Below are 26,392 nucleotides of genomic sequence, written 5' to 3' on the forward strand. Positions count from 1 at the left end.
GGATGATTCTCTTCATCAGCGCCATGCTCTACTTCCTGAACTTGGCGATGACGGCCTTCGCTTCGAAAGAGCCGGCCGGGGCGAAACTCGAATTCGCCGAGACCGCGCCCGGCCACGCCGAAGCGCCCGCCGTCATGGACCGCCTGGCGCCCTGGGTCGCCGTCACAGTCGTTCTCATCGTCCTCGCCTACGCGCCGACGATATACCGCCTCGCCACCTCGACGCCATTTAACATTCAAGCCATGAGAGTGTGGTAGCCTCCTTCTCCGACAAAAAATAATTTTTCATTTTCATACCGGGAAAGGCGCTCGTGACCCCCTCCTACATCTGGCTCGCCCTGGTGGCCATGATCTGCTACGCCATTGCCGATTTCGCCTACGGGAGCGCTGCTCGCCGAGGCATCTCGGGGGCTACGATGACAAGCTCGCAGGCCTGTTTCATATTCCCGGCAACGGCTATATGGGCCTGGCTTGAGGGCACCTATGTCTGGACGCCGCCCGCCTTGCTCGGAGCGGTGGCGGGCACTCTCGTTTTCACCGGCTTTTTGACTTTCATGAAGAGTGTGCACCTCGGCGAGGCCAGCATCTCAACTCCCATCTACCGAATCAGCTTCGCCATCACGGCGCTTATCGCAATCATTTTTCTCGGCGAGCCCATGACGCTCCGAAAAGGGGTGGGCTTTCTCCTCGCCGGTGCGGCCATTTTCTTCATCTCAGACTTCCAGCTCGGCGGCGGCCAGCTCCGCGGACGAGGGGCATCTATTCTCTGGGCCATCGCCTCCATGTTCGCTGTCGGGCTCCTCAACATCGTCTACAAGCTCGGGGTCGCGGGGGGCGTCTCGCCAGCCATGTTCCTCCACGCTCAAGCGGTATTCTTCATCTGCATCGCTTTTGGCTACGCATACTTTACCCAGGGCGGTCCGCGCTTCTCGCGTCTTGCCTGGGCGCACTCGGGCACCTCGGGGCTTTCTTTCCTCGTGGGAATTATCGCGATGCTCACGGCTTTTCAGACGGGCGAGGCCAGCGTCGTCACCCCGATCGTACAACTCAGCTTCGTCGTGACCGTCTTGATGGCGACCGTGTGGATGGGCGAGCGCTTCTCGCCCCGCAAGCTAGTCGGCCTCATCTTTGCCGTCTGTACCATCGCCGCCTTCGCGGGCGGGTGATAGGGTAGTACCCAAATAACAGTGCCTATTGAGAGCGATTTCTAGTGTGGAGATGAATCCAATGAACGAGGATTTAAGTACACCCGGGCAGTCGCTCTTTCCCGGCTACACGGAAATCGCCGGAATGTACGAGCGCGAGATCGAGGGGTTGAGCGACCTTGAGTGCGACACGGTGCAGCCCGAGAAAAGCTGGGGGGCATGGTCAATTCGCAAGCAGGTGAGCCACATCGCCTCGGTGCACTACCGCCATTTTCTGGGCAACTGGGGAAAAACGCTTTTTGGAGACACCCCCGCGCGAGATATATCACTCATCGACACGGGCGGAGCGGATCGCTCGCTCGACCCTGCGCGCTTTCACGCGATGCCTGACCTCATTGCCGCCCTGAAAGACGGCACGGCCCTGGTGTGGGAAATCCTCGACGGCGAAACATTAAGAAGCATGCGCGAGAGGGTCCAATCGCGCACCATTAAAATGGACGAACAATTTCCCAGCGGCGACAACCGCATGGCCTACACGGAAAACCTGACCCTGAAGGCCCATCCGGGCACTTACTGGCGGGACGAATCCAACCCCGAGCTTTTTCATTACTCGCTCGAATTCACCTTTCGTCATGTACTGTGGGAAGGCTTTGCGCACCTCAAGACAATTCAGATGCACAAGCAAGCGATGAGACTCCCCTTGAAAATAGACCTTCCCAAAGAGGGTTATCTGAAGTTTCTCACCTGGGAATAAAAAAACCGGATTTTACCTAGTGTCGTAGAGAAGACCACCCTGCTACTCCGCTTCGAGTATCGAGGCCTCGATGTCCTCGATGGCGATGGTGGCCCGCTCCCACTCGTCCATGTCCGCCTTGAGGGCGGCGGTGACCTTTTGGTGCTGCTCTAAAAGCTCGGTGAGGCGCGTCTTGTTTTCCTCATCATACAAACCGGGCTCGGCGAGGCGACACGTGAGTGCATCCTCTTCGGCCTCAAGGGTGCGAATCCGCTTTTCGAGTCCCTCGGATTTTTTCTTGAGACCCTTCGTCTCTTTGTGAAGCCGGCTTCTCACCTCGGCGGCCTGCCGGCGATCCCCGCGGCTTTTGCGGCTCGGCTCGGCAGGATCAGCTTTTTCCTCGATTTTATCTGGGGCCCTTTTAGCGTCTTTCTCACCGCCATTCTTCTTGCTCTTCTTACCGCCATTCTTCTTACTCTTCTCACCGAGCCGCCGCGCGGCGACCCCATCGAGATATTCATCGAGCGAGCCCTCGATCGGACGAATTGTCCCGCCCTCTACAACCCAGTACGAATCACAAACCGCCTCAAGCAGATCCCGGTCATGCGCCACGAGAATGAACGTGCCGGCGTAGACTTCGAGGGCCTCTTCAAGCGCCGCCCGCGCACCCATGTCCAAATGGTTCGTCGGCTCATCGAGGAGCAGCAGGTTCGCGCCGGACATGAACAGCCGCGCCAGCGCAAGACGCGCCCGCTCGCCGCCTGAGAGAACCGACACTTTTTTGAACACCGATTCACCGGAGAATAAAAAACCACCCAACAGGGAGCGGATATCGGTCTTCGTTACAGTGGGCGGCGCCGAATCGCCCGCCGATTCAAGAACGCTGCGGGAGGTTTCCAGTGCATCGAGAACGAACTGTGAGAAATGCCCCACACGCACCCTATCGCCCGGTCTCGCATATCCCTCCTCCGCCTCAATTTCGCCCGAAACAATCCGCAGGAAAGTTGTCTTGCCTGCCCCGTTGGGGCCAATGAGGCCAATTTTCTCTCCACGCGCTAGTTTAAGATCAACACCCGAGAAGACCTGATTTTCCCCATAGCTTTTTCCAAGGCCCTCGACTTTCAACGTTTCCCAGGCCGAGGCCGGTGGGTCGGGCAGTCGTATTATGGGCGCGGCAGCGGGACGGATAATTTTTTCGACGGGCTTTATCTTCTCAAGTTGCTTGACCCGGCTTTGGGCCTGACGGGCCTTTGTCGCCTTGGCGCGAAACCGCCGAATGAAACCCTCTAGTTCCGATATGCGGCGCTCCTGCTGGGCAGCGGCTTTTTCAAGCAGCTCAAAGTGGGCCTCGCGTTGTTCGAGATAGCTGTCAAAATTTCCCGCGTAGCGGGTCAGGCGTCCTCCTTGGAGTTCGGCGATGACTCCAACCACCCGGTTCAGAAAATGGCTGTCATGGGAGATGACGATCAGTGTCCCCGGGTAGCGGGAGAGGAATTTTTCGAGCCAAGCCACCGACTCAATATCCAGATGATTTGTCGGCTCATCAAGCAGTAGCAAATCCGGCTTGGAGAAAAGCAGACGCGCCAGCGCTGCTCTCATTCGCCAGCCACCAGAGAATTCACCTAGCTGCTGATGGATTTCAGCGCTCGAAAAACCAAGACCCATCAGAATCGACGCGGCACGGGCATCTGCCTCGTATCCCCCTATCCGCTCAAGGTTGTGATCGACCTCCCCGAGACGGGCCGATAGTCGCTCCTGCTCGGCCCCATCCACCGCACTTGCCAGGCGATCGTGCAGGTGTTCTTGCTCCTCGCGCAGCTTTTTAAGCTCGACCTCGCCCTCCAGCACCTCTGCCAACACGGTACTATCCGAGGCGGCAAGCTCTTGGCGAAGCACGCCGATGCGGATTCGACCGCGCAAGTCCACCACCCCGCGGTCAACACCCTCGACACCCTCAACAATGCGGAAGATGGTGGTCTTACCTGCACCATTTGGCCCTATGAGGCCGACCTTCTCGCCGGGGTGTATCGCCAAGCTCGCACCATCGAGAACCACCTGCGCCCCAAACTGCTTTTTAACGTCCTCAAGTCTCAACATGGGGGGAGACTATAAATGAAAATGGATGAATGACAACCGAATCTGGATAAAAATAAAGGTGGTTCTAGTATTTATCGGCCCCTCCAGACGCAAGTCTTTTTCTGCCCAAAAAACGGGGAAATCATACTCCTTGACTACAAAACTGAATATGTAGTAGAAAAGCTCTTGCCAATAGTAGAAGATTTAATAATTCTTAACTCTCTGAAATTTAAGAAGATACTTAAAATTCAGAAAGCCTCGGAGGCTTTTGATGAGTCCGGAAGTGCCATATGGCACAGAGTCCCAAACCCGTGATTCCAAAGCCGTTTCGACGGATTTACTGCTAGCGGATATCACCAAGAAGATATTTGATAATTCCCCTCTTCCACGGCTCCTCAGGCGAATCTGCGAGGAGGCCTGCCGCGCGCTCGGAGCCGACCAGGCTATCGCAGTCAAGGTCGATCTTGAGGAATTCACCAGACAAAAAGTTATCCATAGCCATCGGACCCCCCCGGAATTTAAAAATGCAATTGAGAACTCCCAGAATCTTTTCAAGATTTTGGCAGAGCTCTTTCGAAAGGGTCAGCCTGAAATTACCCACGGCCTCGCCATTGTTCCTGACGCTTCTCCGCAGGAGATGGGAAGCCAAACGGTTTGCCTCATCCCGCTCACCATCAACCGGGAGCCATACGGATGGCTAGGGGTGATACATCTCTCCTCGCGTGAGTATTTCCGGGAAGACCTCGCTTTGGCCGAAGCGTTGGGAGAGTTATTTTCCCTAGCAATTCAGAACTCCCTCAAAACCAGTGAGCTTAAAGACAAGCAGGCCCATTCAACGGCCCTATCCGAAATCAACTCTCAAATTGCAAGCGGCCTCGCTCTGCCTACGGTAATGAACACCCTTGTTGAATCTGCCTCTAAAATTCTCGACGCCGAGGCCGGTGTCCGTGTAATAGAGGATGACCGTTTGGTTTTGATCGCCTCGACACCGGCGGCCAAATTCACCATGAAATCGGATCGAATCCGGCTCGACGAATCTATTGAAGGGCGGGCGGCCAACTCCGGCGTATCCATCATCCGTTCAGAAGCCGCCTTCGACCCCAATATCAGCAATGCAGAACGAGATGTGATCGTACCGGGATACACGGGTTCATGGATGATTATTCCGGCCAGATCGGGAGGGAAAATACTCGGCTCCCTCCATATTTTCCGCGAACAGGGCCATGAATTCGATAGCCGCGCCATCGAGTTGGCCAGCAGCCTGGCTGGCTTGGCCGCCATCGCCATAGAATGCGACTCACTGAGGCACAAACACGTTCAATCTGAATCGGTTTACGAAGACATCATTAATAACAGTGATGACGCTTTTCTCATCATGGACAAGGAATTGACGCTGACAGGCTGGAATCAGGGAGCGGAAGAATTATTCGGCCATTCGGGGAAAGATGTTCTAGGCAAAAATATCACTTCAATTTTCCCCGAGAACAGGCGGTATTGTGAAATGGCTCAAACCGTCCTGAACTTAGAGCAACCGGCCAGACTTGAGGATTTATTCCGAAACAAGTTTGGCTTCATCGTTCCGACGGGCGTCAAGTTTATCCCGCTAAAAGATGAGGCAGGAAACACCAAAGCCGTTTCGGCGATTCACAAGGACCTCACCGAGCAGAAGCGAACCGAGTCGGACCTAATACTCAGAGATCGCGCTCTGGACACTACGGCCCACGGCATACTGATTACGGACCCATCCCTGCCTAACGGCCCGATCATTTACGCCAATGAGTCGTTCGAGAGGATCACTGGCTACTTAATCTCGGATGTTTTTGGAAAGAGCCTGCGTTTTCTGATGGGGGATGACACCAATCAAGCGGGCGCCGAGGAAATACTAAAAGCATTCAAGGAAAACCAACCCAGCCAAGCTGTTATCAGAAATTACCGCCAGGATGGTTCAATGTTTTGGAATGAAATCCACGTTCTTCCCTTCCGAGATGAAATCGGGACAATCACGCACCACATCACTGTCATGCGAGATATCACTGAACAGAAAGAGAGTGAAGACAAATTTCAAAAAACAAAAGACGCTGCCGTGTCCGCCTACCGGATAAAGGATGAATTCCTCGCGGGCATCAATCAAGAGCTTCAAATCCCGCTCAACGCCATGGCGGCGCTTGCCGAGACGCTACTCATTCAGCCGGACGAGGAAAACGCTCGCCGCATCGCCAAAACCTTCAAGGACACATCATCGCGACTCTCGCGTATGCTAGAGGATATTATAGATTTCGACCTCATAGAGTCGGGTAAGGTGAACCTCAAGCACAATGATGTCCTTTTGAGCGATCTCATCAAGCTTGCCATTAGTGAAAAGAAGCCGGCGCTTCCCGAGGAGTTGTCATTCCGCACCGAATTCGACTTCAATTTAGACTTAATTTCATGTGATCCGGAGCGGATCCGGCAAGCTCTTGGAAATCTTTTGGATAACGCCGTAAAATACTCCCCAAAAGGCGGGGTAATTACGGTGAGGACTAATTCTCACCCGGGCGAAATCCATATCAGCATTGAGGATGAAGGAATTGGAATAGCTCCCACGCATATCAAGACGATTTTTGAGCGCTACAGTCGAGTCAACAACGAAGCAGATAAGGGAAGAGGCGGATTGGGCATCGGCCTCAACATCTCCCAGAACATCATCGAGATGCACGGCGGGCGCATCCGGGTAAAGAGCGAGGAGGGAAAAGGCAGCACTTTTACCTTCTCCATTCCACAGATTGACGCACACCGCACCTCTCTGGAACGACCCGCAAGCACCACGACAGACACCCTGATGGGCGAAATGCCGTGGGCCTCCCAATCCCCATGGCCGAGTTCCTCCCCTTTTCCCGAAACCGTACACACGGACGATTTAAGCGACTCGGCACCCTGGTCAGGTCGCACAATTCTCGTCGTGGACGACGACACCGTGTTTCACGAGTACATTGAACTATTGATGTCGAGCGCGGCTCGCGTAATTCCTGCCCGAGACGGCAAGCTGGGCATCGAGGTGGCACGTCAGACCTTACCCGATCTCATCTTCATGGACCTCCGGATGCCCGTTCTCGACGGCTTCAGCGCCGTCAGAGCGCTCAAAGAAGACCTCACGACGAGCCACATCCCGGTCATCGCGGTGACGGCACACGGTGTCGAGGAAATCAGGTCCCGCGCGATGAGCGTTGGTGTCTCCGGGATTGTCACCAAGCCTGTGGACACGACCTTGTTGACCGAAGAAGTCCAGCGCCTTTTAGGCCAGACCGCCCGCTGACCCGTCCCCCGAATCGGGGCGAAAAAACATTTCCTCCGGGCTTTTGACCACCCAGCCCAATTTGTTAAGGTGAGTGGCTAGACAGATCGCCTTCGTCCAACAACCAAAGGAACATCATGCCGAGCTTCGACATTGTCTCCAAGACTGAAATGCAGGAAATCGACAACGCACTCAACGGCATCACCCGCGAGATTTCGCAACGCTACGACTTCAAGGGAAGCAAATGCACCATTGAACGAAAGGAAATGCTCATCACCATCAACGCCGACGATGACTTCAAGCTCAAGCAAATACACGACCTCATCGCCACTTACTTCACCCGCCGCGAGGTGGACCCGCGCATCCTTGATCACAAGAATCCCGAGACCGCCTCGGGCGGCACCCTCCGGCAAGAGGCCGTCATCCGCGAGGGTATCGACCAAGAGACTGCAAAATATATCGTCAAGGAAGTAAAGGCTGGGAAGAAAAAAGTTCAGATTGCCATCCAGGGCGACGAACTTCGCGTTTCGGGCAAAAAGCGTGACGACCTTCAAGAGATCATCGATTTGTGCAAGGGCCTAAAAAAGGTGGACTGCCCGCTTCAGTTCGTCAATTTCCGTGATTAGCTCTCAAATGAGGAGGGCTATGCCCTTGAGGCGACACACCGCCCGCGCACTGCTCCTGGCCGCCGCAATTCTTTCATCCGGCTGCACGGCCATCGTAACCGAAGTCGCTCAAAAAGCCTGGGAGGACCGCACCACAGAGACCCAGGTTACCGACGTCAAAATACACACCCGGATACTCCAGTTCCTCACGGACATCGATGGTCAGTTGCCCATCGACGTAAATACCGACGTCTGGCGGAGGCGCATCCTCTTTACCGGCACCATCGATAGCGCCGCGCTCAGCCGCCGCATCGAAAAACACGCGCGGGCCGACACGCGCACCCGCGCCGTCTACAACCACATTCGCATCGTCTCGAAAAGGGAAAAAGAGCAAAGAAGAAAGCGCCAAAGCACCGGGGCATCCGCAAAAGAGAAGACAGGACAGATAGTTAGCGACGCCTGGATCGGCGCGAAAATTAAGGTGCGCCTCCTCGCATCGGGAGACATCAAATCGGTCAACTACCGCTGGCAATCCATCCTGGGCCACGTCTACATCATCGGCCATGCAACAACGCGGGCCGAGCGCGGCCTCGTCCTCGGCATACTCCGCACCACCAAAGGCGTGCAGAGCGTCACCAGCCACATCGAAATCGTTTCGCGCTAAAGGGCCTTGACCCCTTCTAAATGATTCGCCAGGCAATGAGGGCACTGCCCGAGACGACGAGCAGTGTGCCCGCCACGATCCAGGCCGTTACCCGCTCGACATCCCGCAGGAAGATCCAGCTTAGAATCAGCGCAAACAGTGGTGCCGACGCCGAGAGCGGCGAGATCACAGTAAGGTCGCCGTAACGGATGGCCGCAAAGTGGGACAGGAAGGCAAAAGAATTGATCGTCCCGCAGATGCCGTAGAAGGCCCACGACTTGCCCCAGCGCAAATTCGGCCTGTAGCCCTCGGGCAGGAAGCGACCAAGGGCAAGAAGGAAGACCATCCCCGCGAGGCTCGTCATCGTGATGCCAAGCAGGGGCGAGGGCACCTCGTTCATACCGGCTTTTCTGAATATGTTGGAAACCGAAAAGCCTATAACCCCGGCAATGGGCATCCAGAGATAGCGGCGCTCAAATGCCGCGCCAGCGGCTCCCTTCATTGTGATGCCTACGCAGCCCAACACGACGAGCAATGTGCCTGCCCAAATCAAAGGCCCGGGCCGCTCGGCGAGAATCGTGTAGGCAAATACCGCTGTGAACAACGGGTTCGTCGCCATCAGCGGCATCGCCCGCGCCACGCCCAGGTTGTGAATCCCCAGGAACATGAACACCCGCCCGAGGCAGGGCCCCGTTGCCCCCGAGCCCACAAAAAGGAGGAGCGCCCATGGGTTCCACCAATGCGGCTCCCAATACCACCACGTTGCAGCAAGAAGCCAGGGCACGTTGACGATGAGCCCAATAAGCACCCCAGTCGCCGCATTGCCGTGCTGCTGCCCCCGCCGGACAATGAGGGAGAACGAGGCCGCCATCACGGCGGTGCCTAGCGAGAAGATTATGGTCAGATGCGCTTCACTCATTCAAAACTCTCAAAAGGGATTTCCACTCAGCGAACAAAGTCGAGACCCTAGCAAAATCGAGGCACTCTTCACATCACCCGCCAGCCAATGAGCGCCCCGCCACCTACCGTAAGGATTGTACCCAACACAACGAGGCGGGTTACGCGCTCAACATCACGGAGAAACAGATAGCTCAAAAAGAGCGCAAAGAACGGGGTCATCGCCGAGATCGGCTGCACGATGCTGATGTCGCCGCGCATGATAGCGTGAAAGCTTAAAAGAAATGTCCCGGTGTTGATAAGGCCGCAGACACCGTAGAAATACCACGCCTTGCCCCAGCGCAAATCGGGGCGGTATTCCTTGGGAAGCACATAGGAGAAACTGAGGATGAAGATCAGGCCCGCAAAACTCGTGAAGGTGACGCCAATGAGCGGCGAGTGCAGTATACCCAGGGCAATCTTCCGAAGTATCGCCCCCGAGGCGAACGAAACCATCGCCGCCATGGGCAACCAAATTAGGCGGCGACTCCAGCTGGCGTCCCCCTTTTTCTTGAACGAGGACAGCGCGCAGCCCGCCACAATCATCAAGGTGCCCGCCCAGATGAGAGGCCCCGGTCGTTCACCAAGCACGAAAAAGGCCAGTGTCGCCGCCACCAGCGGCTGAGCCGACTTGAGCGGCACAGCCCGCGACACCCCCAGGTGGTGAATGCCCAGGAACATGAAAACCCGCCCGAGGCAGGGTCCCATCAGCCCCGCCGCGACAAAAAAACCGATTGCCTCAAGATTCCACCAGCCAGGCTCTGCGAATATAATCGACAGCACAATAAGCACGGGCATGCTCACGATGAGCCCGATGGTCACTCCTGTCGCCGCATTGCCGTGCTGCTGCCCCCGGCGAACAATGATGCTGAAAATTGCCGCGCCCATCGCCGACATGAGCGCAAAACCCGCCCCTAACGCCTGGTTCGTCATCGCGCGCCCCTGCTCACAGAATCCGCCAGGCCACAAGCGCCCCGCCCATCATGATGAGTATCGCTCCCACCGCCATTGGTGGCGTGATGCGCTCAAGGTCGCGCAGAAAGAGCCAGCTTGCGAGCAGGGCGAACAGCGAGGTCGTTGCAAAGATCGGGACAACCACGGTCAAGTCCCCGTAGCGCGTTGCCGCAAAGCGGAACATGAGCGCCGTTGTGTTGAAGAAACCACAGACGCCGTAGAACACCCATTTTTTTCCCCAACTCAGATCAGGCCGGTGCGAGGGAGGAAGAAACTCTTTAAGTATGAGAAGAAAAATGAGAGAGGACATGTAGGTGATCGTCACACCGAGCACCGGCGCGGCCAGCTCGTTCAGGGCTATTTTTCGGATAATGTTTCCGGCCGTGAAGCCGGCAATCGACATCACCGGAAACCAGAGATAGCGCCGGTCCCACTGCGCCTTTCCCTGCCCCTTGAGCGTCATCCCCACGCAACCGGCCACGATGAGAAAGGTGCCCGCCCAGATGTAGGGCCCGGGCCGCTCGCCTAAAATCCCAAAAGCCGCAATCGCCGTCGTCAGCGGAAGCATCGAGATGAGCGGCATCGCCCGCGCCACGCCCAGGCGGTGGATCGACTGGAACATGAACACCCGCCCGAGCGAGGGACCCACCAACCCTAATAAGGCGAACCAAAGGAAACCCTCGGGGTTCCACCAGCCGGGCTCCCAGAGAACCGCCGTCGCTATAATCAGCAGCGGAATGTTGACGATGAGCCCGATGAGCACGCCTGTGACAGCGTTGCCGTAGGCACCGGCCCGCCGGGCGGTGACGCTCACCGGCCCCGAAATCGACGCTGTGATCAAGGCGAATATCGCCGCCAGAAGGGTATCGCTCATAAATTAATTGTCTTTATCGAATTCCCGCAGAACAGAGAGTAGAAAAACCTATTTTAGCAGATATACGCTCGCCCGGCGATGCGCCGAGAGGAATGTGCGCCGGGTGGCGGTGCGCCGGGCGGCTAGAAAATCCGCCAGGAGATGATTCCCCCGCCAAGAACGATGAGCAAAGTGCCTGCAACGATAATGAACGTTATTCGCTCATCCCCCTTGAGCACAAAGCGGCTCAGAAATAAGGAGAACAGCGGCGCCATCGCCGAGAGCGGGGTCACGATGGTCAGGTCCCCATAGCTGAGCCCGACGAAATGAAAAAACACCGAGAGCCCGTTTATCGCGCCGCTCGCCGTGTAAAAACGCCAGGCCGCCGGGCGATTGAACTGGGGCCGCTGATCGAGGGGCAAAAGCCGCGAGAGCAAAAAGAGAAACACCATCCCCGCAGCGCTCATCACCGTTATCGCCACCAAGGGAGAATTCACCATCTCGACCCCCGCTTTTCTGAAAACGTGGGAGGTCGAGAACATCATTACCGCCAGAATCGGTATCCACAGGTGTCGGCGATTCCAGCTTTTATCCCCCGCCTTTTTATAGGTGATGATGATGCAGCCCATCACGATGAGAAACGTGCCAAGCCAGATGAGGGGCCCGGGTCGCTCACCCAGCAGCCCCACCCCGAACACCGCCGCAAACAGCGGCATCGTCGAGGCAAGCGGCATCGCTCGCGCCACGCCCAGGTGGTGTATCGCCGAGAAATAGAGCACCCGCCCAATGGCCGGGCCAAGTAATCCCCCCGCCGCAAGAAGAATCCAGGCCCGCGCATTCCACCAACCAGGCTCCCAGAGCAGCCAGCACAGCGCCGCCAGCGGCGGCACCGTCACGATGAGCCCGATGAGCACACCCGTCACAGCGTTGGCGTGGTGCCCCCCCCGGCGCACGATTACGGAAAACGTGCCCGTGGACATCGCCGTGAAGATCGAAAACATCCCCGCCAGCGCTGTTTCGTTCATGCGTTTTTTGTCATGTGGATAATGTTCCCGGAAAAGAAGAGCTGCCAGTTGCTGCAAAACTCATTTTAGCATTGATGAAAGGTCGAGGATAGGAGCCGGGTACGGTGATAGAACACCCCCGCCGCACCTATGGCCCAGGCACCTCGATACAAAAAACCCCCCGGCCTCAAGCGAGACCGAGGGGCTTTTTGTGCTTATCCGTTTACATCACTTCAGGGCTTCCTAGTTTGCCGCCCTGAAGCTGAGCCCGTCGAGATTAACCCACTGATTGGTCCCTAACACGACGACAACCTGCCCATTGGACTTGACGTCGACCCGGGCTGCCTGCGAGTTGGCCAGCGTGGAGAACAGCTCTTGTGCCGCTGGCCGATAGTCGGCGGGGAGGGTGAATACTGGGGAATTAAAACTCACAATTCCACCCTTGATGAGGCCTCTGAGGTGCACCCTTCCGTCGGAGTCCTTATAATACCCGGCCGGATTGTATCCGCCCCCGAAATTGACCCAGCTGTTCTGGAACGCTACGGGGATAAAATCCTCGGCTGATGCAGCACTAGTTTGAACTTCTGCACCAGTGCCCCCGCTTACGGTGGAGTAGTTGCCCGCGGCTTCATTAGAGCTGCCGCTCACGCTGGAGTAGTAGCCGCTGGCGACGTTGCTGACGCCCTCCGTGGTGACCGAACGCCCCGAGGCGACGTTCTGAATTCCGCCGACAATCCCGCCGGTGTCTGTGTAGCGGTGCAGACGGCCCGCGACGATATTGTGCGAGCCGCTCCGATCATCGGGCAGCAACCCGCCGCTAGTTTGCGACCTCGGATCATAAGTCGGCACCTCGTTATAGCCCAGGAGTAAATTCCCGCGACCGTTTTTAGTATAGGTATTACCGGTCCCGCTCCGGACATGCACGTTCGCCCCGGTGAAGATGACATGCGGCCCGGCCAGGCCATTGATGTTGCCCGATACCACCGAGACATAGGGATCGAGAACGCTGCCGCTGCCGGTGGTGTGCGGACCTGTGACATACCCCCCGCCCGAGACAACCGAAAGAATCTCGGCGTTCGTGCGCGCTGAGACGCTCGTGGAGTAAATGTTACTTAAGGTAATACCGAATCCCCCGCTCACGGTGGAAACTACGCCATTGGCGATGTTGTTTGAGCCCCCGCTCACGCTGGAATAATGATTGCTGGCGTTGTTGTAGGTGCCCCCGCCCACGGTGCTATCGCGGTTATTTGCGCCGCCCGTGGTGGTGTTTTCGCGGCCCCCGCTGATGGTGGACCTTGAGGCGTTGGCTGTGTTCTGCGAGCCCCCGAGAATGCTTGAGCGCTCGAAATTGGCCACGTTCAGATTGCCCCCGCTCACGCTGGTAAAGTCAGCTGCGGCCTCATTGCCATCGCCGCCGCTCACGCTTGATTCGGTGCCAGAGGCGATGTTTCCCTTGCCCCCGCTGACGCTGGCCCCATAGCCGCTGGCCTCGCCATAGTTCCCCCCGCTCACGCTCGATGAATTTCCGCTGGCGGTGTTAGTAAAGCCCCCGCTCACGCTGGAATAATATTCACTGGCGGTGTTGTAGGAGCCCCCGCTCACACTGGAATAAAAGCCGCTGGCGGTGTTGTAGGAGCCACCGCTCACGCTGGCGGAAAATATATTGGCGATGTTGACGAAACCCCCGCTCACGGTGGAGTAGTTGCCACTGGCGGTGTTGCTATGGCCGCCGCTAACGTTCGATGAAGACCCGTTAGCGGTGTTGGAGGCACCCCCGCTCACGCTGGAAGTATATTCACTGGCGGAGTTGCCGACACCCCCGCTCACGCTGGAATAAGAACCGCTGGCGGTGTTGAGGTAACCCCCGCTCACGCTGGAATAATCGCCGCTAGCGGTGTTGTTCCTGCCGCCGCCCACGGCGCTGTCGCGGTTATTTGCGCCACCCGTGATGGTGTTATCGCGGCCCCCGCTGATGGTGGACCTTGAGGCGTTGGCTGTGTTCTGCGAGCCGCCGAGAATGCTCGAGCGCTCAAAGTTGGCCACGTTCAGGTTGCCCCCGCTTACGCTGGTAAAGAAAGCCGCGGCCTCATTGCCATCGCCGCCGCTCACGCTTGATTCGGTGCCAGAGGCGATGTTTCCCTTGCCCCCGCTGACGCTGGCCCCATAGCCGCTGGCCTCGCCATAGTTCCCCCCGCTCACGCTGGAAGAATATCCACTGGCGGTGTTGTTAGAGCCCCCGCCCACGCTCGCATAGGTGGCGCTGATGTTGTTGTTAAACCCGGCGATGAAGCCGCCAATGCTCGAATAGGTGTGATAGGCCCCGACAACAAGGTTATGCGAGCCAGTCCGGGTTTCGTTATACGCTTCATTGTAGCCGACAATCAGGTTGCCCTTGCCGTTCAGTGTGCCGTTTGTGTACCCCGAGCCGCTTCTTACGTGAAGATTCGCCCCGGTAATGAAAACGTTGTCGCTCGCATCGACACTCAAATAAGACGCAAGCGGGCTCGGGGGGGTGTGGTCCCCAACGACCGAAAGAATCTCGGCGTTGGTGCGCTGGGTGTTGGTGTCAGTGTCCACGGTGTGCGGACCGATGAGTGTCGTTATTTCGGTATCGGTACGCTGGGTATTTGTGTCGGTATCAACCGTGTGCGGTCCGGCTACCGAAAGAATCTCGGCGTTCGTGCGCTGGGTATCAGTGTCTACCGTGTGAGGCCCGGCAACCGAAAGAATCTCGGCGTTCGTGCGCTGGGTGTTCGTGTCGACGGTGTGAGGACCAACAGCCGTTACGGCCACGGCACCAATTTCGGCGTCTGTCCGTTGGGTGTTCGTGTCGACGGTGTGCGGGCCGACCACCGAAAGAATCTCGGCGTTCGTGCGCTGGGTGTTCGTGTCGACCGTATGAGGGCCAACAGCCGTTACGGCCACGGCACCAATCTCGGCGTCTGTCCGCTGGGTGTTGGTATCAACGGTGTGAGGCCCAATGGCATCAATATTCCCCTGAAGGGTGGTGTCCGACGCCGCACGGGTAGAGGCCTCGGCGGTGTCTGCGCCGCCTCTCGCGGTAGCCTCATTGTCGATGTTTGTCTGAAGCGCGCCTTCGGCGCCGGTGGCGCGTGATACTTCAGCCGCAAGGTTAGAGGTCAGCTGGGCATCGGCAGCAGAGCGTGCGCTCGCCTCGGAAGCCAGATCAGTCGTAAGGGTGGCATCCGCAGCGAGGCGGGCCGTGGCCTCGTTATTGATGTTTGTCTGAAGCGTGGCCTCAGCCCCGGTGGCGCGAGCGGTCTCGGCAGCCTCGGCTCCTTGTGCCCGCGAAATTTCGGCGGCAAGGGCCGCCTGAAGATCGGTGACGAGCTGCTCTAGAACCACAATGCGGTTGGTGTTAGAGGTCACCTCGGGGGGCAGACCTCCGCCTCCGCCAGCGCCGCCGCCGCCGTTTCCGCCAGCAGCGGCCTGAGCCGACGCCGGTGCAAGGGCCAGCGCCGCTGATACGGCAAAGGCAATTAATAAATAGATCATTCTTTTTTGCATGAAATGTTTCCCTCCGGAAGCGTTGAAAGAAAATCAGAAACTTTGAAAAGTATTTATTGGAATTTCGCCAGACGCTCAGGTGCAAAGCGGGTGGCATCAAAACCGACTGGGAGCTGACCACCGGGCCTCGGCGCCCTTTGCTTGAAAAGGGATAGGCAGGATGGCCGTATTAATGAACTGGCTAAAAAGAAAATCTAGCAATCAAAGCATTGATATGTACACATTAGCTGATGCGGTGACAGTCGTAAAGTAAAAAGATATATAAACTATTAATAATATAAAATTACCTTTTTATCTTCAGGCAGACTAAAACCTGCCTTCGCCCGCTCCCGGCGCGACAATGCGCCGGCGAACACAAAAAAAAAGAGCGGGGCATTGCACCCCGCTCTCTCTATTTAATTTTTCTTCCGGCCGGGGAGTTTATCCCTCGGAGGCCGCGTAGGACGATTTTCGCCCTTTCTTGGTCTTAACGTGCGCCGGCCATCTCGCGCCTCCCCTCCCGGCCAGCGCCAGGGGACAGGGAGGTTGGAAACTCGGCACGTGTCGTACGATTGCGGTTCAGCCTCATGGAACCCTCCTTTGGGTGAATTTCATGAGCTTCTTATCCTTAATTCCTGACTACAATGTGGGCTCCGGGCAGAGGCGCCGCAAGCAGAATTTCGAGAAAAACATGAGGAAAAATCCGGCAGAAAATCTCCGTTTGTAGCGCCAAGCGGCGCTGCCTAGGCCGCTGCCTTGGGCGCGCCGGTAGGACGAACGGGCCGGGGGCGGGCCGGGGCCTGTGCGAATGGAAGCTCGGGCGCGGGGGTGAGCCTGCTTTCGAGCTCTTCTTGGCGGCTCTCCCAATCGGCAAAGGAAAGCTCGCCCGATAAAAACTGGTTGAGGTTATTGAGGCAGGCGTGGTTTATCTTCTTCGGGTTCGGTTTGGCGCTTCCGGACCTGGGTGCCATGGCTGGTCTCCTTTTGGCATTTCGGCTGTGGCGAAACGATCAAAAAGCCTTGGGCCACTCCCTTTGATACTCTCCTTCCGATACAGTCCCCCTATCTGTCGTATCGGCCGGGGCGGGTAAGATATTAGCCACCTAATACTATATATAGTGCTTTTTTGATCTTTTACCACCAATATGTGTCTATATGCCCTATTTTTTCGCTTTCCATTCACAAAAGCGAATATAATACGAAATACCAAAATTCGCAAGATTTTTTTTCACCCTACATGGAAATTGACCCGTACAAGTGGCGGCCCGAACGCGGGTGGCGACCCGAGACGGGCGGCAATCAAAACGGGTGACTATCCGAATGGGTGGCCTGAAAACGCACAGCAGTTGGCCTCTCGAATTGGGGGGGCGACTGTTTTGGGGGGTAACAATTCCGAGTATGGGACGCCGCAGGAGGCCCTAAAACGGGCCTAAGGTGCGTTTATGGGGCACTCTTAGGCATAAAACCTTGGAACTGACGGGCCACACGAGGTGAAGGATGCCAGGGGCACTGTTTCGCGGGCGGGAGAAATCGTGTATATGATTGAAAACAAGGGGCTTTTGACTTTTGACTGTTGAGCGCGGAATGGGATGGCAGGGAGCGGGGACGTCAGGGCCTCTGAGTCGGCAAAGGATCATCTGTAAGAGAATAAAATACAAATACTTACGGGGACAACTTTGGATTCGATGAACGGAAGATCGAGATATTCGCCCTGGCTGGTACTAGCTAGGCGCTGGGCACTAGCGCTCTTGCTCGCGGGCGCACTCGCCGGGGTGCCCGCCGGGTGTGGCGGCGGCTATGAGACCACCACGGGGCGCGGCGATCAGGTGAAAGAGTGGCACCTCCCGCTTGAGGGCGGCAAGGTCGAGGCGATGGCGGTATGGCCACCCGGCGATGGGCCCCGTCCGGCGCTCTTACTGATTCACGAGGGTACGGGCCGCGCCCAGCACTTTAGGCGATCCCTCTTTCGTCTATCGCGTGAGGGCCTTGTGGCGATGAGCATTTCGCTCCCTGGATTCGGGGACTCAACGGGCCCCGAGGATTTTGCCGGGCCACGGAGCGTGGCAGCGGTACTCAAGGCCGTGAAATACCTGTCTGAGAGACAAGATGTACTCAAAAACGGGGTGGTTATTTACGGCTCTGGCCAAGGAGCAACAGTGGCCCTTCTCGCAGCGCTAAGGAGCCCCAGCGTCGCTCTATTGGCCCTTGAGACGGGGGTCTACGACCTGAAGCGAGCCTGGAGAAAACTACCACCCACGTTGCGCGAGCGCCTTAGAGCGACGCTGGGGGGCTCGCCTGAAAAGAATCCCACGGCATTTCGAAAGCGATCTCCTGCCTCGCGGGTGGGGGCTTTTAGGGGACCGATGCTCATAATGCACTCCAAGGACGCCCGAAAATATCCACTAAGTGAATCCGAGGGGCTAGCCGGTGTTTTGCGGAGTGCGGGGAGACCCTTTCGCTTTATCATTACTCGAGGGCGACTGCGCGAGTTTCACCCCGGGCACCCCTCCATCAAGCGATGGGTTATCCCATTCATCGGGGATTATCTGCCCCTTGAAAAGAGCATCTACCCCGAACGCTGAGTTCACCGGGCCAAATTGGGCTAAAGATAAAGAAGAATCTGCCGATAGGAATTTTAGTAACAAGAGTTTCTATTGGAGGCGTTTCCTGTGGATTTAATTATCAATACGGATACAGATGGGCAAATGCTGCCCCCTGCAACTCCAAAGGCACCCTCGCCCGAGCCGGGCTTCTCAAGTATTCTTGATAGCGAATCGACTCTAAAACCGTACATGATCGAATCCGAGCCAACCCCCGCGATGGCAAAATACAACGTCCACAACTTGCTGAACGGGCAGTATCCACCACCCGACAGCGGGGCGGGTTATTTGTTCACACACATTTCTCTGAACGAGGAAGATTAGACGCACCAGTAGCCCCTTCTTTAGCTCCAACCACTTCATCCATCAGTCATCTTTTCTATCTCATTTTATTTTGTGGCATCACCAATGCGGCACAGTTAGTGAATCTCGCGGACCCTTCTAATTCGCTCCCCAAGCGGAGGATGTGAGTGAAAAAGCACTACCACCCAACCCGGCGGCTCGGGGTCGGCCATATTTTTGCGGCACAGTTTCTCAAGCGCCCCGGCGAGTGCCCCGCCACCACCAGTGATTCTTGCAGCGTAGCGGTCGCACCAATATTCGAGTTGCCTCGATACCCACAACAAAAATGGCGATGTAAAAAAATTCCCCAGGGTGATGAAGAACCATAGCGCTCCGACAACAGAGGGATCCCCCTGTTTCGGCACAGGCACCCCAATGAATATGAACATCTCGGGGACGCTAAAAATCAGATCGGCCAGATAAAGCGCCGCTATAAGCATCACTCCCATACCCGCAAATTGGAGCCCGACGTGGCGACCGACATGGTGGGCAATCTCGTGGGCAACAATCGCCTCAATTTCCTCGGGCTCGTTGTCCGAGAGGGTATCGCTCAGCACAATGCTGCGTGAGGGCCCCCAGCCGATGAGGGCTGCATTGGACGCCATCGTGCGACGGCTCATATCTATCTCCCAAATTCCATCACGCACTCGGACGCCAGCTCTGTTGAGAAGTGCATCAAGTCGCCCATTCAACTCTGCGTCCTCAAGCCGCTTGAACTTGAAGAAAATGGGCATGAGTATGAGAGGGGCGACAAGCCCCATGAACAGCGAAAAAAAAATGCCCGAGATCGAGAGAATCCACCACCACGCCCTAGGCCATACCGTAAAAAAATAGACTATCGCCCCGCTGGCCATTCCCCCAAGAAGGGTAGCTATCAACAACCCTATCGACCAATCTCGGAACCATCCGCCAAGGGTTTCATTCGAGAGGCCGACCTGGTGGGGGAGAGAAAATCCCGAGAGATAACCAACGGGAAACACTGCAATGTGCCGGAACAAGACCAGAGCAATACCATAGAGGGCACCAGAGATTACAATGGCGTCGCCGTGCTGTCGAAACCAATCTGTCGGGGCATGTAGCCAAAAAATCAGGGTTATAATGAATTCGATCGATGAGGCCGACAGACCGAGCCAGAGCCGACACATCTGGTACTTTCTCGCAGTGCCCGCCTCTTGCGGCGTTAAGATTTCGATACGCACCTCCTACCCTAAAAAGTACAGAAAAAATGTTTTTTCTCTTTAACCCTAACTATACCGATTTTGGGCCCCCGATAATGGACATTCAACGTTTTTGACATTCTGGGCTGTTACGAAGACAATAATGATGTTGGGCCGGGATAAACGCCCGAATTTTGAAGCAGTTACCTAACCACCCGGAGCAGCAATGACTACTGACCCGCAATCGACCTCATCCAATACCGCGGATTTGATCGATCATCAATTGTCCAAAACAGTGTTTCATCCCTCCAGCATCGCCATAGATGGATGGAAGGAACACTTCAAAGATAATGACATCGCCTTGGTGTCTTTCGAGTCGATTTCGGAAATTCACCCCACAGCCACTTCCATGAACGTCATCCTGGTTGACGGTGATCTGCACCAGGAAAGCGAATTGGCGCAGCTAAAGGAATTATCGTCTAAAGAGAATATCTCGATCGCGGCGATTATCGTCGAATCTCCTGGAAATGGAACGGCGCGAGACGAGAACAATGATCTTTTTGCCGGATATCTCAACAAACCGCTTTCGACGGGTTCACTGATCGTCTCGCTCCGGGCGGCCTTTCAACATAGTGCCTATCGCCTGGCTAGCCACCGAGAATACAATCACCGCATAACCATATCGAAAAATCTCGAAAATCTAACCCAAATTGGCATCGCCCTATCCGCCGAGCAAAACAACGGTCGCCTGCTCGACCTCATCTTGACGAGAAGCCGCGAGTTGACCAACGCTGATGCTGGAAGCCTCTACCTCGTCGAGGAAACCCCTGATGGCGAAAAAAGCCTCCGCTTCAAACACACCCAGAACGATTCAAAAAAGATCCCATTTAAAGAATTTGTCATGCCAGCCACCAAAGCAAGTATATCAGGCTATGTGGCCGTAACCGGCGAGGCCCTAAATATCCAGGACGTCTACCAGATTCCCGAAGGGGTCGAATACAGCTTCAACCAGAGTTTTGATCAAAGCGTGGGCTACCGAAGCATGTCCATGTTGGTCGCCCCAATGACAGATCACAAAAATGAAATCATAGGCGTTCTCCAGCTGATTAACGCAAAAAAATCACCAGACATTTTGCTTACCGATCCCGCCAAGGCCGAGAAGGATATCGTTCCCTTTGAGTCGGCAATTCAGCAAATCATACAGTCGCTGGCAAGTCAGGCGGCCGTAGCTCTCGAAAACACCTTGCTCCTTGAGAGCATCGAGAGAACATTTGAGGGCTTGGTCACGGCTTCTGTCCACGCGATCGAGTCACGAGACCCAGCCACATCAGGTCACTCCGAGCGCGTCACAGAGCTTACCTGCGCGCTTGCCGAGGCCGTGAGCAAAACCAAATCGGGCCAATACGCAGAGGTCGAATACACAGAGGAGCAGATGAAAGAGCTTCGCTATGCTGGCCTGTTGCACGACTTTGGAAAAATTGGGGTCCGGGAAAGCGTTCTCGTAAAAGCGAACAAGCTTTATCCGCTTGAGCTCGAAGTTGTCAAAAACCGATTCTCGATTATCAAGCGTACGATTCAATGCGAATACCAGGAAAAAATGATTCAGACAGCACTCGCCGGAGACAAGAAAAGAACCGAGGAGCTACAACACCAACTCGACACACACCTCGAGGAGGTCGACAAACATATCGAACTTGTCCTCCGGGCAGACATCCCGACTATGATGCCCGACGGGCAGTTCGATGAACTGCTGGAAATGGGAAAAAAAACCTACACAGATTTTGACGGAACGCTTGTCCCCTACCTCACCGACCACGAGATGAAGTGCCTGATTTTACAAAAAGGAAATCTAACGGATTCCGAGTTTGCTGAAATACAATCCCACGTCTCCCACAGCTACAATTTTTTAGTGGAAATTCCATGGACAAAGGATCTGCGCGGGGTGCCGGAGATCGCTCATGGCCACCACGAAAAACTCAACGGAGAGGGCTATCCCCGCAAGCTACATGATGAAGAAATAGTCCTTCAGGCCAAGATGATGTGCGTTTGTGATATCTTCGACGCCCTTACCGCCTCGGATCGGCCCTACAAAAAAGCCGCCCCACTCGAAAGAGCCATTCAGATACTCAATTTCGAGGTGAAAGATAACCATCTGTGTCCAGAGCTTGTCGATATATTCATCAGAGATAAAGTTTATCAAGTGGTCGATGCGTTTGAAGATGTCGAATACTCACCGGAAAAATAATATCTGCACCGGTTTCGCCACATAGTGGAGTTAACGTGAATCCTCGCCTGATTGACTTGAGAAGCGATACCGCAACCCGGCCAACGCTGGAGATGCGCGAGGTTATGAGCCGGGCTGAGGTGGGCGACGATTCATCCGGAGAGGATCCCACCGTCAACCGCTTGCTGGAAAAATCCGCAAAAATCTTTGGAAAAGAAGCGGCCATTTTCGTTCCCTCTGGCACCCAGGCAAATCAAATAACTATCAATGTCTACACGCAGCCCGGCGAGGAAGTTATCGCCGATTCGGGCTGCCATCCCTATCGAAGTGAATTGGGCGCCGCCGCGCTGATATCCAGCATACAATTTTCCTTCGTGTCAGCCGACAGGGGTGTTTACGATCGAAAAGAGGCGGAAAGCGTCATTCGCCCGCTCTCCGAAAGATCTCCGAGGAGTGCAATAATTTGGGTAGAAAATACGCACAACGCCGGAGGGGGGCAGGTGTTTCCACTTGATAAGCTCGAAGAACTTCGAGCACTTTCTAATGAACAGAACATTCCGCTCCACATCGACGGCGCACGAATCTTCAACGCCATTGTCGCCTCAGGCATTCAACCCGAGGTATGGGGTCAACATTGCGACTCTTTGAGCTTTTGCCTCTCAAAGGGGCTCGGCTGCCCGGTCGGCTCAATTCTTATGGGAACCAGGGAATTCATTAATCAAGCTCGAAAGCGCCGGAAGATCCTCGGTGGTAGCTGGCGCCAGGCTGGCATACTCGCGGCAGCAGGCCTCCATGCCCTTGAGCATCATGTCGAGCGGCTGGAGGAGGACCACCAAAATGCGCAACTGTTCGCCGAGAAAACATCAGGAATTCCCGGCATTCGCCACTTATACGAAACCACACCGACGAATATCGTTTATATGGACACAACGGAATCAGGAAAAACCGCCCAGGAAATTAGCGAAATGACAAAGAAAAAAGGCGTAGCGCTATCCGTCCTCGGAAAAATGACGCTGCGGGCAGTCACTCACATCGACATCAACCGCGAAGACATAGACAGGGGGGCCAAGGCGCTGGCTGAGGCTGTCGCGTGATCGAGACAGCACGCGTAGTGGTACTTGGTTGCGGCACTTCCACCGGAGTCCCGGCCATCGGGTGCCTTGAGCCAACTTGTCTCTCTGACGATCCTCGTAACAAAAGACTTCGCTCCAGTATACTCATCGAAAATGGCGAATCAAATCTTCTCGTGGATACCGGACCAGACCTGAGACAACAGGCACTGAGCCACAGACTGCGGCATGTTGATGCCGTGGTTTACACCCACTACCACGCCGACCACACCAACGGCATTGACGATCTACGTGTCTTTAATTTCATCATGAAAAAACCCATACCCTGTTATGCACACCCCGAATCTGCCGAAATCCTCCGCAGGAACTTCAGCTACATATTCAATGACGAAAACCATTACACGGGATTCAAGCCAAAACTTTCCTTGACTGAAGTAGATACCGAAAGCTTCGAGGTCGCAGGAATGCGTATTCAGCCCTTTGATTTAGAACACGGCGGGATACGCGTAATGGGGATTAGAATCGGGGATTTCGCCTACGCGACGGATTGCAACTCGATTCCGCCCGAGTCCATGTCTGTTCTCGATGGGGTGCGGGTGCTAATCATCGACGCGCTAAGACACCGGGAGCACACTTCACACTTCACGGTTGAGCAAGCTCTCGAAATCGTAGATGTGCTGAAACCAGAAAAAACATATCTCACACACACGAACTACGAGCTCGAATACCACGAAACCAACCGTCATCTGCCTGAAGGCGTCGAATTGGCCTACGATGGGTTGTGCTTGGATATAAATCCCGGCGCTGGCTCTTAATCGGATTCGGGATGATTCTCCCCCGGACCTTCTCCCTCGACATCATCCTCTGTACTCTCGCCAGCATCACCGCCCCGAGTTACATGTTGAAGCGTAACCATGTCATCAGCACCGGGGAGTAGATCCATATATAGAAGATAGCCGGAAAAAAAATAAGGGATTGAGCTTACCAGCACGCCCGCCTGCACCATGACCTGACCGAAAATCGTACCACCGAAAACACCATGAAATAGTTGCCATATGACAAACCAGATCATCATGTAGGTCATCACAAGCGTAGCGATAAGGCGCTCGCCGCCGTTAGACACCGAGCCTGCCATCCGAAAAGATTCTCTGATTGAAGTGCCGTGAAGCAAAGAAACCAGAGTGGCGAAATAGTACCGAATTGCAGGACCGATAACCAAAACCGCCACCACCGATATCGCGACTGGAAGACCTAGCGGGCTACCCCCCATTAAGATTCCTGTGAGCAACAGGCCGAACCAGAGAAAAAGAATTCCCACGAACTGAAGTCCCAAGAAATAGACCAAATCCACCACGACCACCCGTCCCATCCGGGAGAAAGCCTCTGTAAAATCCCACAAATTTTCATCTCGCTCCCTTTTGGCCTCGAGTCTTAAAACGACCAACACAAGCACAAAAGTTTGCACGACACGGATTATTAACTGGGAAATCATAATGCCCGGAATGAGCGCAAGGGCTTTCTCCGCGCTTTTAAAAACAGTTTCAACAGGAGGATGAATGTAAATGGCCAGAAATGAAAAAGGTAGATAAACCAAGAGCACGACAGCCGTCAGCTGGGAAAAATCTTCCCAATGAAGACGGAGACCGAACTCCAGATAGCTCGACAGAGGGCGCATCTGCCTTTCTTCCGTCATAAGGAACCGCCTCCCCAAAATTCGAGTAAATTAAAGATTAAATTCACTCATAAAAATCTCATCCATATCAAAACAGCAATAAAATCGAACTAATCGGACTGGCAAATACCTAAAAAAACCCTCAAAACTCAAAAAATTACCCATAGCCATACAGCACACGGTTTAAATTCACGATTCAACCATTGCCATCCAATGACAGAGAAAGATACACTAGCTATGGTATTTTTTCAGCCATGCCAAGTTTTTTTCACCATCTGCCCATGAGGTAAATTCGCGGACGGAATTCATGAACAAGCGCCGCTGCGGATTCTCGATATCCCCTGTGTCAGATCAAGCAAATATACAGATGTCCTCTCCTGGCTCCATGATACTCATCAAAGTAGCTGCGCTCGGGCGCCGGGTGATCGACACCATCGCCGAGATGGGCCGGATGACAATTTTTCTGTGTTCATCACTGCTACTCCTATTCCAGCCCCCCTGGCGCCCCAGTTTGATCATCCAACAAATTTACATCATCGGAGTTGGCTCGCTCTCCGTCGTACTGCTGACATCTGTGTTTACGGGCATGGTGCTGGCGTTGCAGGGATTCTACACCCTGGAGAAGTTCGGCTCCGAGGGGCTCCTCGGAACGGCCGTTGCTTTGAGTTTGATTCGCGAGCTAGGACCCGTTTTAACTGCTCTGGTGGTGACGGGGCGCGCTGGCTCGGCTATGGCCGCCGAAATCGGCATCATGGTCATCACCGAGCAAGTAGACGCCCTTAAGAGTATGGCCGTGAATCCAGTTCAGAGACTCGTTTCTCCCCGTCTCGCCGCCAGCATTATCGCTATCCCACTGCTGACAGCGCTTTTTGACGTGGTGGGAATTTTCGGTGGCTACCTCATTGGGGTGAAATTTTTCGGCCTCAGCTCTGGCACCTATTTTGGCAAGATGGAGTTGCAGATACAGATGGCGGACATTACTGGCGGGATGTGGAAATCCATCATTTTCGCCCTGCTAATTACGTGGGTGTGTTCCTACAAAGGGTATCATTGTGGGCACGGTGCCGAGGGTGTGAGCAAAGCTACTACCTCCTCGGTTGTCCTGGCAACCGTCCTCATACTCGTCGGCGACTATGTCCTGACGGCTGCCCTTTACTGATAAGAGAGGAATGGCAAATTGTCACAGCGATCCATCGAACTGATTGTCGGCACATTCGTTATAGCCGGAATCGTCGCCCTGGGATATCTATCCATACAACTGGGGGGCCTTGATCTTCTCTCAACAGGTGAGTATCCGCTCACGGCGAAGTTCTCAACCGTCTCCGGCCTCAGGGTGGGGGCATCGGTGGAGATGGCCGGCGTCAAGGTAGGTCGCGTCCAGAAAATCGGTCTATCAGGAGAAGACGCCATTATCACCCTTCGGGTCGAGGATTCGTTAAAACTCTCCAAAGATTCGATTGCCTCCATACGAACGAAGGGCATCCTGGGCGATAAGTACATAAAGCTCTCCCAGGGCGGCTCTGAAAAATTCATCAAGCCGGGAGGCAAGATCAGAGAAACCGAGCCTCCCCTCGACATCGAGAAGCTCATCGGCAATTTTA

The 26,392-nt window shown here is 55.2% G+C and carries 22 protein-coding genes; 13 read left to right on the forward strand and 9 right to left on the reverse strand.

From position 1 onward, the window contains the following. From HOJ95_03585 to HOJ95_03595, 3 genes are all read left to right on the forward strand, one after another. Positions 1 to 257 (forward strand): hypothetical protein (locus HOJ95_03585; GenBank protein MBT6393763.1); only part of this gene is annotated, 257 nt, incomplete at its 5' end. A gap of 53 nt (positions 258 to 310) precedes the next feature. Continuing rightward, positions 311 to 1,165: a DMT family transporter gene (locus tag HOJ95_03590; protein MBT6393764.1), complete on the forward strand. Its 855-nt coding sequence runs from the start codon at positions 311 to 313 to the stop codon at positions 1,163 to 1,165. A 61-nt stretch (positions 1,166 to 1,226) separates the two neighbouring features. Next, positions 1,227 to 1,898: a hypothetical protein gene (locus HOJ95_03595; GenBank protein MBT6393765.1), complete on the forward strand. Its 672-nt coding sequence runs from the start codon at positions 1,227 to 1,229 to the stop codon at positions 1,896 to 1,898. A gap of 42 nt (positions 1,899 to 1,940) precedes the next feature. Here HOJ95_03595 and HOJ95_03600 read toward each other — a convergent pair whose 3' ends face one another. After that, positions 1,941 to 3,974, reverse strand: coding sequence for an ABC-F family ATP-binding cassette domain-containing protein (locus tag HOJ95_03600; GenBank protein MBT6393766.1), 2,034 nt, complete (start codon positions 3,972 to 3,974; stop codon positions 1,941 to 1,943). A 250-nt stretch (positions 3,975 to 4,224) separates the two neighbouring features. On the opposite strand from HOJ95_03600, the gene HOJ95_03605 reads away from it, so the two are divergent. From HOJ95_03605 to HOJ95_03615, 3 genes are all read left to right on the forward strand, one after another. After that, entirely contained in the window at positions 4,225 to 7,245 is a 3,021-nt protein-coding gene (locus HOJ95_03605; protein MBT6393767.1) for a PAS domain S-box protein, read from the forward strand. A gap of 116 nt (positions 7,246 to 7,361) precedes the next feature. After that, positions 7,362 to 7,850, forward strand: a complete 489-nt coding sequence (locus HOJ95_03610) for a YajQ family cyclic di-GMP-binding protein (GenBank protein MBT6393768.1) — start codon at positions 7,362 to 7,364, stop codon at positions 7,848 to 7,850. Positions 7,851 to 7,875: 25 nt separating this feature from the next. Then, the gene (locus HOJ95_03615) at positions 7,876 to 8,493 is read left to right on the forward strand and encodes a BON domain-containing protein (GenBank protein MBT6393769.1); all 618 of its coding nucleotides are present in this window, start codon (positions 7,876 to 7,878) and stop codon (positions 8,491 to 8,493) included. Between the two features lie 16 nt (positions 8,494 to 8,509). Here HOJ95_03615 and HOJ95_03620 read toward each other — a convergent pair whose 3' ends face one another. The 6 genes from HOJ95_03620 to HOJ95_03645 all read right to left on the reverse strand — a co-directional run bounded on the left by HOJ95_03620 (position 8,510) and on the right by HOJ95_03645 (position 16,697). Then, on the reverse strand, positions 8,510 to 9,391 hold the full coding sequence (locus tag HOJ95_03620) for a DMT family transporter (GenBank protein MBT6393770.1): 882 nt from the start codon (positions 9,389 to 9,391) through the stop codon (positions 8,510 to 8,512). Between the two features lie 68 nt (positions 9,392 to 9,459). After that, the gene (locus HOJ95_03625; protein MBT6393771.1) at positions 9,460 to 10,341 is read right to left on the reverse strand and encodes a DMT family transporter; all 882 of its coding nucleotides are present in this window, start codon (positions 10,339 to 10,341) and stop codon (positions 9,460 to 9,462) included. Between the two features lie 13 nt (positions 10,342 to 10,354). Then, entirely contained in the window at positions 10,355 to 11,236 is an 882-nt protein-coding gene (locus HOJ95_03630; protein MBT6393772.1) for a DMT family transporter, read from the reverse strand. A gap of 122 nt (positions 11,237 to 11,358) precedes the next feature. Further along, a complete protein-coding gene (locus HOJ95_03635; protein ID MBT6393773.1) occupies positions 11,359 to 12,240 on the reverse strand; it encodes a DMT family transporter in 882 nt (293 codons plus the stop codon). 222 nt (positions 12,241 to 12,462) lie between these two features. Further along, entirely contained in the window at positions 12,463 to 15,747 is a 3,285-nt protein-coding gene (locus HOJ95_03640) for a hypothetical protein (GenBank protein ID MBT6393774.1), read from the reverse strand. Positions 15,748 to 16,469: 722 nt separating this feature from the next. Next, the gene (locus HOJ95_03645) at positions 16,470 to 16,697 is read right to left on the reverse strand and encodes a hypothetical protein (GenBank protein MBT6393775.1); all 228 of its coding nucleotides are present in this window, start codon (positions 16,695 to 16,697) and stop codon (positions 16,470 to 16,472) included. A gap of 714 nt (positions 16,698 to 17,411) precedes the next feature. Here HOJ95_03645 and HOJ95_03650 point away from each other — a divergent pair. Both HOJ95_03650 and HOJ95_03655 read left to right on the forward strand, forming a co-directional pair. Beyond that, on the forward strand, positions 17,412 to 18,308 hold the full coding sequence (locus HOJ95_03650) for an alpha/beta fold hydrolase (GenBank protein ID MBT6393776.1): 897 nt from the start codon (positions 17,412 to 17,414) through the stop codon (positions 18,306 to 18,308). 87 nt (positions 18,309 to 18,395) lie between these two features. Then, positions 18,396 to 18,650: a hypothetical protein gene (locus tag HOJ95_03655; protein MBT6393777.1), complete on the forward strand. Its 255-nt coding sequence runs from the start codon at positions 18,396 to 18,398 to the stop codon at positions 18,648 to 18,650. Between the two features lie 95 nt (positions 18,651 to 18,745). On the opposite strand, the gene HOJ95_03660 is transcribed toward HOJ95_03655, so the two are convergent. Beyond that, positions 18,746 to 19,867 carry a M48 family metalloprotease gene (locus HOJ95_03660; protein MBT6393778.1) on the reverse strand — a complete coding sequence of 374 codons (1,122 nt, stop codon included), beginning with the start codon at positions 19,865 to 19,867 and terminating at the stop codon, positions 18,746 to 18,748. A 184-nt stretch (positions 19,868 to 20,051) separates the two neighbouring features. Between HOJ95_03660 and HOJ95_03665 the strand changes: the two genes are divergently transcribed. From HOJ95_03665 to HOJ95_03675, 3 genes are read left to right on the forward strand one after another with little or no spacing between them, the layout of a single operon-like run. After that, entirely contained in the window at positions 20,052 to 22,070 is a 2,019-nt protein-coding gene (locus HOJ95_03665; GenBank protein ID MBT6393779.1) for a GAF domain-containing protein, read from the forward strand. A gap of 35 nt (positions 22,071 to 22,105) precedes the next feature. Next, the gene (locus HOJ95_03670) at positions 22,106 to 23,143 is read left to right on the forward strand and encodes an aminotransferase class I/II-fold pyridoxal phosphate-dependent enzyme (GenBank protein MBT6393780.1); all 1,038 of its coding nucleotides are present in this window, start codon (positions 22,106 to 22,108) and stop codon (positions 23,141 to 23,143) included. Next, positions 23,140 to 23,934: an MBL fold metallo-hydrolase gene (locus HOJ95_03675; protein ID MBT6393781.1), complete on the forward strand. Its 795-nt coding sequence runs from the start codon at positions 23,140 to 23,142 to the stop codon at positions 23,932 to 23,934. The genes HOJ95_03670 and HOJ95_03675 overlap by 4 nt, the downstream gene beginning before the upstream one ends. Here HOJ95_03675 and HOJ95_03680 read toward each other — a convergent pair. Continuing rightward, on the reverse strand, positions 23,931 to 24,812 hold the full coding sequence (locus HOJ95_03680; protein ID MBT6393782.1) for a hypothetical protein: 882 nt from the start codon (positions 24,810 to 24,812) through the stop codon (positions 23,931 to 23,933). The genes HOJ95_03675 and HOJ95_03680 overlap by 4 nt on opposite strands. Before the next feature lie 364 nt (positions 24,813 to 25,176). Here HOJ95_03680 and HOJ95_03685 point away from each other — a divergent pair, with 364 nt between their 5' ends. Both HOJ95_03685 and mlaD read left to right on the forward strand, forming a co-directional pair. Next, positions 25,177 to 25,950: an ABC transporter permease gene (locus HOJ95_03685; GenBank protein MBT6393783.1), complete on the forward strand. Its 774-nt coding sequence runs from the start codon at positions 25,177 to 25,179 to the stop codon at positions 25,948 to 25,950. Between the two features lie 18 nt (positions 25,951 to 25,968). Next, on the forward strand, positions 25,969 to 26,392 hold a 424-nt coding region (gene mlaD / locus HOJ95_03690), incomplete at its 3' end, for an outer membrane lipid asymmetry maintenance protein MlaD (protein ID MBT6393784.1).

Source organism: Nitrospinaceae bacterium (assembly GCA_018669005.1).
Taxonomy (GTDB): Bacteria; UBA8248; UBA8248; order UBA8248; family UBA8248; genus UBA8248.